Origin of the sequence: Gilvimarinus sp. 2_MG-2023 (assembly GCF_030547685.1) — a bacterium.
Taxonomy (GTDB): domain Bacteria; phylum Pseudomonadota; class Gammaproteobacteria; order Pseudomonadales; family Cellvibrionaceae; genus Gilvimarinus.
This window is the reverse complement of record NZ_JAUOQM010000026.1, coordinates 1-9,646: the sequence shown is the minus strand read 5'-3', so window position 1 is coordinate 9,646 and position 9,646 is coordinate 1. Positions and strand designations below refer to the sequence as shown.

General features: G+C 50.5%; 10 protein-coding genes. 1 reads left to right on the top strand and 9 read right to left on the bottom strand.

What is annotated here, in order from left to right; all coding sequences use genetic code 11:
- Positions 1–301: 301 nt before the first annotated feature.
- Positions 302–1,447: an AGE family epimerase/isomerase gene (locus Q4526_RS06100; protein WP_215976039.1), complete on the top strand. Its 1,146-nt coding sequence runs from the start codon at positions 302–304 to the stop codon at positions 1,445–1,447.
- Positions 1,448–1,672: 225 nt separating this feature from the next.
- Here Q4526_RS06100 and Q4526_RS06095 read toward each other — a convergent pair whose 3' ends face one another.
- The 9 genes from Q4526_RS06095 to Q4526_RS06055 all read right to left on the bottom strand — a co-directional run.
- On the bottom strand, positions 1,673–2,326 hold the full coding sequence (locus tag Q4526_RS06095) for a lactate utilization protein (RefSeq protein ID WP_215976038.1): 654 nt from the start codon (positions 2,324–2,326) through the stop codon (positions 1,673–1,675).
- A complete protein-coding gene (locus Q4526_RS06090; protein ID WP_215976037.1) occupies positions 2,319–3,764 on the bottom strand; it encodes a lactate utilization protein B in 1,446 nt (481 codons plus the stop codon). The genes Q4526_RS06095 and Q4526_RS06090 overlap by 8 nt, the downstream gene beginning before the upstream one ends.
- 5 nt (positions 3,765–3,769) lie before the next feature.
- Positions 3,770–4,543 carry a (Fe-S)-binding protein gene (locus Q4526_RS06085; RefSeq protein WP_303605063.1) on the bottom strand — a complete coding sequence of 258 codons (774 nt, stop codon included), beginning with the start codon at positions 4,541–4,543 and terminating at the stop codon, positions 3,770–3,772.
- A gap of 105 nt (positions 4,544–4,648) precedes the next feature.
- Positions 4,649–5,497 (bottom strand): fumarylacetoacetate hydrolase family protein, encoded by an 849-nt coding sequence (locus Q4526_RS06080; protein WP_215976036.1) that lies wholly within the window; start codon positions 5,495–5,497, stop codon positions 4,649–4,651.
- 65 nt (positions 5,498–5,562) lie between these two features.
- Positions 5,563–5,925, bottom strand: coding sequence for an L-rhamnose mutarotase (locus Q4526_RS06075; RefSeq protein ID WP_215976035.1), 363 nt, complete (start codon positions 5,923–5,925; stop codon positions 5,563–5,565).
- Complete coding sequence (fucP, locus tag Q4526_RS06070; protein ID WP_303609554.1) at positions 5,915–7,267, bottom strand: L-fucose:H+ symporter permease; 1,353 nt, start codon at positions 7,265–7,267, stop codon at positions 5,915–5,917. The genes Q4526_RS06075 and fucP overlap by 11 nt, the downstream gene beginning before the upstream one ends.
- Positions 7,268–7,377: 110 nt before the next feature.
- Positions 7,378–8,151, bottom strand: a complete 774-nt coding sequence (locus Q4526_RS06065; protein WP_303605061.1) for an SDR family NAD(P)-dependent oxidoreductase — start codon at positions 8,149–8,151, stop codon at positions 7,378–7,380.
- Positions 8,152–8,204: 53 nt separating this feature from the next.
- Positions 8,205–9,032: an amidohydrolase gene (locus tag Q4526_RS06060; protein ID WP_215976033.1), complete on the bottom strand. Its 828-nt coding sequence runs from the start codon at positions 9,030–9,032 to the stop codon at positions 8,205–8,207.
- Positions 9,033–9,037: 5 nt separating this feature from the next.
- On the bottom strand, positions 9,038–9,646 hold a 609-nt coding region (locus tag Q4526_RS06055), incomplete at its 5' end, for an aldo/keto reductase (RefSeq protein WP_215976032.1).

The following is a 9,646-nucleotide window of genomic DNA, read 5'->3' as shown; positions in this document are numbered from 1 at the left end:
TTTGCTCACGCAATATTTTGCCAACGGGCGCAACTTCTCGCTTAGCTTTAGAGCTAACTTCTAAAACTAGTATCGGGTGCTCTCTCTCAGCCCAAACCTTCGGGTGCTTACGAGCACCCTTTTTTTCTCTGGCACATCTTAGGGAAATTTTATTAACGTAATAAATCGAGGTGTAAGGTTTCAAGATAATGAAGCTTTACATTCTATGACCGGCAGATTTTACAGAAAAATATAGTGTGATGAGATGGGCTACTAACCCAGCACACTTGAAATATTGAATTGAATTTATGAGTAAGGTTATATGAACTCAGAGATTGTGGAGCTTTCGGCTCGCTTTGAAAATTGGTTATACCGTGAAGCTTTACCTAAATGGCTAACCAGTGGCATTAACAGACAAAATGGCGCTCACTATGAAGCTCTTACCATGGCGGGTGAAGTCGATGATCTCAGCAATATTAGAGTTAGAGTTCAAGCACGACAAACCTTTTGCTATGCCATGACAACGAAAGCCGGGTGGATTAATGCGGAAAATACGACCGCTCGTCTCCTAGAGTTCTCGGAGGATCATGCCAGTCACCTTGTATCAGGTGGTGGTTTTTATCATCTTTTAAACGCTGATTTTTCACCCAAGGACACTGAAGAAGACTTATACGACCAAGCATTCTTTTTTCTCGCTTACTCTGCCTGCATCAATGCATTTGGCGATAATGGATTTTCAGATAAAGCTCACGCCCTATCTAGATTTTTGGACCAAAAAATGAAATCTGAACACGGCGGCTGGAACGAAGGCGGCAACCGATACACTGTTCGCCGTCAGAACCCTCACATGCATTTATTTGAAGCCTTTATGAGCCTATACGAGTCAACCAATGATATGTATTGGCTGACTCGTGCCAATGATATTTTTCTGCTTTTCGAACGCTACTTTTACGACTCAGACCTCAATGTGGTGTTTGAATTTTTTAACAATGATTGGACTCTAGCACACTCAGTAGAGCAAGCAGCCATCGAACCCGGACATATGTTTGAGTGGGTTTGGCTACTTGATTGGTATTCACGTATTTCTGGAACGAAAGTGGACCATATAGTTCAGCCTTTGTTTAATAAAGGCTTGGAAATCGGCCTGGCGCCGAACGGACTGGTGTATGACGAGGTGAACTGTTTTGGAAAGATCCACCAGGCCACCATGAGAAGCTGGGGGTTAACAGAGCTTATTAAAGCCGCACTCGTCATGCACACAAGAGGCGACCCCAATGCCAACGCTGTCATGAACTCCGCACTACACCGTCTATTTTCCTCTTACCTGCAGGCTGAATTTCCAGGTGGGTATATAGATCAGCGGGATGAAAACAATAACGTACTCAGCGACCGCTGTCCGGCCAGCACTTTATATCATTACTGTGCCCTGGCGAATGAACTGAGCACCCGGGTATTAAACAAATATTGATCTGATCTCGCCAAGAAAAGATTGGTTATACACCACTGATATACCAAGCATAGGTCGCTACTCAGCTGGCGTTGTATTTCCCGACGCCCGCCATGCATCCCCTGATGCTCGCTTTTTCTCTCAGCTGCCACCTTCTTTGTATGAAGGTGCACTAGCAGGCTGTTGAAATTTAAAGCGGTGGCATCCGTTAATATAAAAAACTTACTAAAAAATATTTAGTGGTAGCTATTTTACTACCACTAAATGCACCTGCCTGGGGCCATGTGCACCGAGTACCATTTTTTGTTCTATATCTCCGGTACGTGAAGGACCGGTAACCAGATTAACGGTGCGAGGGATATCCCCCGAACGCTGTCGAACATCTTCCCATACCGATTCCTGTGAAGGTAGGATATTGTTGTACGGCAGAATAATAATTAAATACTCTGGCAAGAAATGACTGGCTGAAGAATGACCCGGCTGTGAAATCAGAACCAGACTGCCTGTTTCTGCAATTCCCCGGAAGGCTTCTGTAACCACGACCGGGGAATTGACATTTCCTATCGTCGTGCGGACATCAAGCTCCGGCACTCTCGACCAGGAAAATTGTCCAGCCTTACCGTTAGCGAAACAAACGTTTGGCAACTGGTGCTTGGCTAGGTAGCGAACTATCGCCTCAGGTACATCTTTATTACTGGAGACGTATTCTATGGAAGCAGCGCTAGCCAGAACTCTTTTTTCAAACTCCTCGACCATCGCCACACCAGAAAGATTACCCCGCGCGGGAATCGTATTGACCTCTACCCGAGCAATCAAGTTTTCCGATTTTTCTGCAGCATCTTGCATAGGCTTCTTGTTACGGGCAATAGCCGCAAATATTTTCTCGCGAGCGTTACTCATAGCGCACTCCCAGATTCGCCTTAGTCTTGGCTTTCTGTTTCATTTGGGCATGAAAAGTTTTTCCCTCTGGGGTGGGAAAATTTCGATATTGCGTCCAACCGCTGGCGAAGGGTAAGCGGGTCAGACCGCCTCGACGCCGGCCAACGACCTTCATTCCCCACGCCGTCAAGCCGGTAAGCGCTTGATAGAGTCCGGGGCGTGTTGCCAGCCAAGCCCAAGCACTCAAGCCGGCGCGCTGAAACGGAGACGTCAGTTTTTTCGTCTGCTCCTCCACCCGCCAGCGGCGCATAATGTCAGTCAGCGGAATTTTTACCGGACAGACTTCCACACACCGGCCACAAAAAGTCGAGGCATTAGGCAATGCTGAAGATTTCTCTACCCCGATAAGCGCCGGGGTTAACGCCGAACCGATGGGCCCCGGGTATACCCAACCATAGGCATGTCCACCGACCGCGCCATAAACCGGACAGTGATTCATGCACGCACCACAGCGGATACAATTCAGTACGTCCTGGTTTTCGCTGCCCAATAATTCACTGCGGCCGCCGTCCAGTATCACCACATGAAATTCTTGCGGGCCGTGCCAGTCGTCTTCGCGTTTTGGCCCGGAAGACAAGGTCACATACGCCGTTGCTTCCTGTCCGGTCGCCGAACGTGGCAACAGCCGCAAAAACGTCGAAAGATCTTCCAAGGTGGGAATCACCCGCTCTATGGTTGTCACAACCACATGAACCTTGGGTAGGGTCTGAGTTAAATCGCCATTACCTTCGTTCGTAACGATAACGGTGGAACCGGTCTCAGCCACCATATAGTTGGCACCGGTAATGCCTACATCCGCCGCAAAGAATCGCTCTCGCAATGCCTCCCGTGCCTCGCCCACTAAACGCTCAGGTTCCGTTAGGTCGCGGGATGGATCAAGTTGCGCGTGAGACTTGACGAAGGTCTTGGCAATATCATCCTGCTGAAGGTGAACTGCCGGCACCACAATGTGGCTCGGGGCTTCTTTGCGCAACTGCAGGATATATTCGCCCAGATCGGTTTCGACCGGCTCTATACCGTTGTCGGCAAGAAAGTTATTAAGCTCTAGCTCTTCGGTCACCATCGACTTACCTTTGGTAACCGTTTTTGCGCCTACCTTTTGGCAAATGTCCAGCACTGCATTGCGCGCATCATCGGCCGTACTGGCCCAGTGTACTTGCCCGCCTTGCTCGAGCACCTTCGATTCGAACTGTTCCAGGTAACAATCCAAATCCGCCATCACCTGACGCTTAATGCGTTGAGCATCGTTACGCAGCGCGTCAAATTCCGGCAGCTGCCCAACCGCGGCAGCCCGCCGTGCCTGTAAACCGTCACCCAGTTTACCCAGCGCCCCTTGAAGCTTGGGATCGTGAATGGCAACAGCCGCATTTTGTTTAAAGGAGCTACAACTCGATGACATAACCGTTAGCCCTCACCTTCACCGATGGCAGGCAAGTCGGTCATACCCGCCAAGACTTCTGCCACGTGCCTGGCCTTAACGGTGCTACCCTCTCGTGTCATTTTTCCCGCCATATTCAACAGGCAACCTAGATCGCCAGCCAAAAGCGTATCCGCACCGCTGCGCTCGATGTTGTCTAACTTGCGACTGACCATAGTGTTGGAAATATCGGAATACTTGACACAAAACAGCCCACCAAAACCGCAACACTCCTCTTCCCCCTTCATTTCTTGCAAGCTAAGTCCCTTTACGCTGCTCAATAATTGACGAGGCTGTGCTTTGACATTGAGCTCTCTCAAACCGGCGCAACTGTCGTGATAACAAACGCTACCTTCAAAGTGCGCATCCAGTGTTTGCACACCGAGCTCATCGACAAGAAAACTGGTCAACTCATGAGTATTTTTGGCGAGGGCTAGCGCACGCGAATGCCACTCGGCATCTTTCGAGAACAACTTAGGGTAGTGGTCTTTAATCATCCCTGCACACGAGCCCGAGGGTGCCACCACATAGTCGTAGGACTCAAAGGTTTCAATGACTTGTTGCGCAAGCGCTTTTGCCGCCACTTCATCGCCGCTGTTGTACCCTGGCTGACCACAACAAGTTTGCTGCTTGGGGACGATCACATCGCAGCCCGCGTTTTGCAATAGCTTAATCGCTGCAAAGCCAACGCTGGGACGCATAACATCGACCAAGCACGTGACATACAAAGCGACCTGTATCGAGCTCGTTGTTTCGGTCACCGTTATCTCTCCGAAGTTGAAATGGCGTGTAGACGCCCACCAAATAACAGGGAGGAAGGAGCCGCAAACCGCAGCATCCATCCTCGCCATTTACCGTGCACAGTGTTACTTGGAATAGCGAATAACTTCCTGGCGCTGCTCGCCAAGATTATCGATACCCAAACGCATAACATCGCCTTCTTGTAAAAATTTCGGCGGTTTCATACCCAAGCCAACCCCAGGCGGGGTACCCGTACTGATAATATCGCCGGGCTGCAGACTCATAAATTGGCTGATGTAATGCACAAGAAATGGCACTTTGTATACCATGGTCTCGGTACTGCCATCCTGAACTCGTTCGCCATTTAACTCGAGCCAAACATTCAAATTATTAAAGTCACCTACCTCATCAGGTGTGACCAGATAGGGGCCGGTCGGACCAAAGGTATCGCAGCTTTTACCCTTCACCCACTGCCCTGCCTTTTCCAGCTGATATTCACGCTCAGACAGATCATTGATCAAACAAAAACCCGCCACATAATCCATGGCATCGGCTTCAGAGACGTACTTAGCCTCTTTTCCAATCACAACACCGAGCTCAACTTCCCAATCGCTCTTTTTAGATTCAGGCGGTAACTCTACCTGATCATAAGGACCACTAATCGCAGAGGTTGCCTTCATAAAAAGCACCGGCTCGGGTGGCACATCCATACCCGACTCCTGGGCATGATCCGCGTAATTCAACCCCACACAGATAAACTTGCCGACGCCGGCAACGGGCTCAGCAATGCGAGTGCCATCCTCTACCTTGGGCAGGCTGCTGGCATCCAGGTTGCGAACTTTGGCGAACTGATCGCCACTGAGAAAGTTGCCGTCTATCTCATCAATATGGCCGGATAAGTCGCGAATATTGCCTTCTTCATCCAGTAATCCTGGTTTTTCCTGACCCACTTGGCCAAATCGTAATAATTTCATCGTCAGTACCTCTGGTTCACTTTTAACACCCGAGCGCTCACCGAGGTGTCGCGCCCGGGGACAAATTACAACGAAAAGATGGGCTCCATAGGCACCCACTTCTCACCCGCCTTTGCCCAGGGCACAGCTTGCTGAAACGTGTCCATCAGCTGCTCCCACTCCCGTACCTTAGCGTTGCTCTGATCAGCTGCCGCCTTGGCTGCAAAGGAAAATTCGTTATCCACTTCCATCACCATCACCAAGCGATTGCCCAGCAAATAAATTTTCATATCCAAAATTCCGGAGTCTTTGATGCTCTGTTTGACCTCAGGCCAGACATTTTCCGGTTGGTGAAACTCTCTATAGCGCTCAATTAAAGCGGGATCATCTTTTAAATCCAGCGCCAGACAGTATCGCCTTACACCATTGCTTGCATATTCAGCTGTCATAAAATTTCACCGTTCGATAACCGTAGGTGGCAATCACCACAAAACACAGCAGTGGCAAAGCAAATGAGGCTTGCACTGCACTCACTAAACCCAACGACCAGGTGTCTATGACACCCGCCTGCAACATGGGTAAAAAGGTTCCACCAACTATTGCCATAATCAAGCCCGCGGCGGCAAACTTGGCGTCGTCACCGTCGAGCCCCTTTAAAGCAATCGCGTAGATGGTAGGAAACATCAACGACATACAAGCCGATATCAGTACCAAACAATAGAGCCCGGCCACGCCACCTAACATAATAGTGCCGACTGACAACGCCATACCACCACAAGCCAAGGTCATTAAGAGCGTGCCCGGGTGAATAAATTTCAAAAAGAACGTGCAGATAAAACGACTGGCGCAGAAAATAATCATGGCAACAATGTTGTACTGCTGGGACAAAACCTGCGCTTCTTTTTCCCCCATGCCGCGCGCCATAAACACATCGGTACCGTAGTGAATAATGAACGTCCAGCACATAATTTGCGCCCCCACATAGAACATTTGCGCAACCACACCTTCCCTATAGCTTTTCGAGTGACGAAGGCGACCAAATATAGCGGCAAGACTCACATCTCTCGCTTCAGGCGGTTTACCGACGGGCATTTTGATAAAGGCAATCAAAACAAACATCAGCGCAATCACAACACCAATCATGACATACGGTTGACTGACGACTGCCAAATCAGCCGCTTTAACCGTATCAAACTCGGCCATGCTCAGCAGTTCCCGCTCGGCCTTTCCCCGAGCATCGAGGTTGGCCAAAATTACTTGGGACGCGGTGTACATCCCGATAAGTGAACCGATAGGATTGAACGCTTGGGCCAAGTTCAATCGGCGTGTAGCGGTCTCTGCCGGCCCCATCGAGAGAATATAAGGATTGGCGGTGGTTTCCAAAAAAGACAGACCGCATGTAATGACAAAGTAAGCCACCAAAAACGGAAAGAACTCACCGACCGAACTGGCCGGGATAAACAAAAGGCCTCCGATTGCGTAAAGGAAGAGCCCCATCAAGATACCCGCCTTGTAGGAGTACTTGCGAATAAAAAGTGCTGCGGGAAAGGCCATGGCACCATACCCGCCGTAGAAGGCGACCTGAACCCAAGTGGCTTCGGTAGCTCCCGTCAGAAATATTTTCTGAAATGCGGCCACCATCGGATTCGTTATATCGTTAGCAAACCCCCAAAGTGCAAAGCAACAAGTAATCAATATAAACGGTATAAGGAATGCAGCCGGGATCAGAGCCGGTTGCTTTTCACTGTTACTTTGCGGCCGCGGGGCGGCCGTGCTTTCAAGGGTTGTCATCACGTAAACCTTCTTTATTAATTTTATTGATTTTTCGCAAGGGAGCTCTCGGAGTTTATACTATATGACAGGCACACCATCTTTCAGAAGGTCCGGTCGAGACTCCGATCTTAATTATTGAGCGTCACAAATCCACCATCGATTGGAAAGTTAGAGCCGGTAATAAAAGCGGCCTCATCCGAACAAAGATAAGCCACCAACCCCGCTATTTCATCCGGTTTTCCCATACGCCCTATTGGCTGACTTTTTGACAGCTTCTCGAACATTTCGGTTTTGGTATCGGGGTAATTTTTTTCCAGATAGTCATCGACAAACGGGGTGTGAACCCGCCCTGGTGCGATGCAATTGCAGCGAATACCGTGATCGATATAATCGCGCGCCACCGAGTACGTCATTGTCAGAACCGCGCCCTTGGTCATTGAGTAGGCAAACCGGTCGGCAATGCCTACCGATGACGCAATAGAGGCCATGTTTACAATCACGCCGCTGCGACGTTCTTTCATTCCTCCGATGACCGCCTGAGTCGCGTTGAAAACACCTTTGACATTGACGCGATATAAACGATCTAAATCCTCTTCGGTTGTGGCTTCCAAATTGCCTACGTGGCCGATGCCAGCATTGTTGATCAAGATATCAATAGGCGTGTCTTTCTGTATCTCTGCAAAGCGTTCAGCTACCTGTGCGTGATCAGCAATGTCACAAGCGTAGGCGGTCGCCGTCCCTCCCGCTGACTGAATGCGCTCGGCCGTGCTCTGGGCGGTTTCGTCGTTCAAATCCAATACCAGAATATGCGCCCCTTCGGCCGCCAGTCGCAAACAAACACTGGCGCCGATACCACTTCCGCCACCAGTGACTAATGCGGTCTTTCCGATCATTTTTTGCATCGCTGTCAGGTCCTCACTCATACTCTTCAAGACTAAGTTATTCAATTTCCGAGCTATAGGTTGTAGAAAGCTTGCGCCGTCTTGCCCCAGATAGCCGCTTGTTGCGCATCATCGAGCCGGCCAATAAAAGCCTCGCTGGCACCGACCCAATCGTCATAACTGGCCGCCAAGGTCAGAACCGGCCAGTCGCTTCCCCACATCAATCGATCTGCACCAAACGAGCTAAGCAGATGTGACAAGTAGGGCGTCAGGTCATCAAACGAGCCGTGCTCACCGGCTTCGGTAATCAGGCCGGACAACTTACAATAAGCATGGCTGTTTGCCGCAATACGGGAGATTTTCTTGCGCCACGGCTCGTCCATTCCGCGGGTAATATTCGGCTTGGCGGCGTGGTCAATAACGACTTTCAGCTGTGGATAACGCCCCAACAGCACCTCCAATGCGTCCAGATGTGACGGTGTGATCAACGCATCAAAGCTCAGCCCCCGCTCAATAAGCACCGAGAAAATAGCGTCCAGCTCGGGTTTGAGCATCCACCTCGGGTCGACAATGTCCTGGATCATCGGACGAATACCTTTCAACGCCGAGTGGCTCGCCAGGCGCTCAAGCGTCTCGACCGAACCTTTTTGCTCCATATCCACCCAACCCACGACCCCGGCAATAAAGTCGGTCGTCTCAGCCAGATCCAGCATATATTCAGTCTCTTCCACACTGGCGGCCGCCTGTACCAATACCGTCTTACTAACACCCGCTCTTTCCAGCAGCGGTTGTAGATCCCGCGCAAGAAAGTCGCGGTATAGCGGCGTTAGCTCGGGCGTTAACCAATGGTAATCGCCTCGGTTAAGCTGCCAAAAATGTTGGTGAGCATCGATACGCAGCATAAGGTTTAACCCTGGGGCGATTGAGGTATAGGCGCCGATGGATGCAACAACCCAGCGTCTTTAAGTGCCGCCCAGAAGGCGACGGGAATGTTACATTGCATATCGGCAACGCTAGTCTCGACGCGGCGCGGCGCGCTCAAGCCAGGAATTACACTAGCGACCGCTGGGTGTGCTAAAGGAAACTGCAGTGCGGCTGCGGTGAGCGGAACCTCAAATTCGTTACACAGGGACTCGATACGCTCCACTCGGTTAATGATCTCCGCCGAGGCCGGCTGATAATTATAGTGGGGCACTACGCCGGCGCGCTTCACGCCCGTTGCCAATATCCCCGAGTTGTATGGCCCGCCAAGGACGATGGAGGTATTGCGCTCTACACAGCGCGGCAAAAAGGTATCCAACGCCTGCTGCTCCAACAGAGTGTAGCGACCCGCTAGTAAAAAGCAGTCGAAATCACCGTGGTCCATCGCCTGTTCGCAGACTTCATATTCGTTGACACCCAAGCCTATGGCGCTCACCAAGCCTTGCGAGCGCAACTCATCCATCGCCTTGTAGCCACCTTCCATCGCAATCCGAAACAACCGATCGTGATCATCACCGTGGGTTACCCGGCCAAT

Excerpts from the sequence above, each read along its gene's own strand:
- Q4526_RS06100 (WP_215976039.1), top strand. The coding sequence starts at position 302 with ATGAACTCAGAGATTGTGGAGCTTTCGGCTCGCTTTGAAAATTGGTTA.
- Q4526_RS06095 (WP_215976038.1), bottom strand. The coding sequence starts at position 2,326 with ATGAGTAACGCTCGCGAGAAAATATTTGCGGCTATTGCCCGTAACAAG.
- Q4526_RS06090 (WP_215976037.1), bottom strand. The coding sequence starts at position 3,764 with ATGTCATCGAGTTGTAGCTCCTTTAAACAAAATGCGGCTGTTGCCATT.
- Q4526_RS06080 (WP_215976036.1), bottom strand. The coding sequence starts at position 5,497 with ATGAAATTATTACGATTTGGCCAAGTGGGTCAGGAAAAACCAGGATTA.
- Q4526_RS06075 (WP_215976035.1), bottom strand. The coding sequence starts at position 5,925 with ATGACAGCTGAATATGCAAGCAATGGTGTAAGGCGATACTGTCTGGCG.
- fucP (WP_303609554.1), bottom strand. The coding sequence starts at position 7,267 with ATGACAACCCTTGAAAGCACGGCCGCCCCGCGGCCGCAAAGTAACAGT.
- Q4526_RS06065 (WP_303605061.1), bottom strand. The coding sequence starts at position 8,151 with ATGCAAAAAATGATCGGAAAGACCGCATTAGTCACTGGTGGCGGAAGT.
- Q4526_RS06060 (WP_215976033.1), bottom strand. The coding sequence starts at position 9,032 with ATGCTGCGTATCGATGCTCACCAACATTTTTGGCAGCTTAACCGAGGC.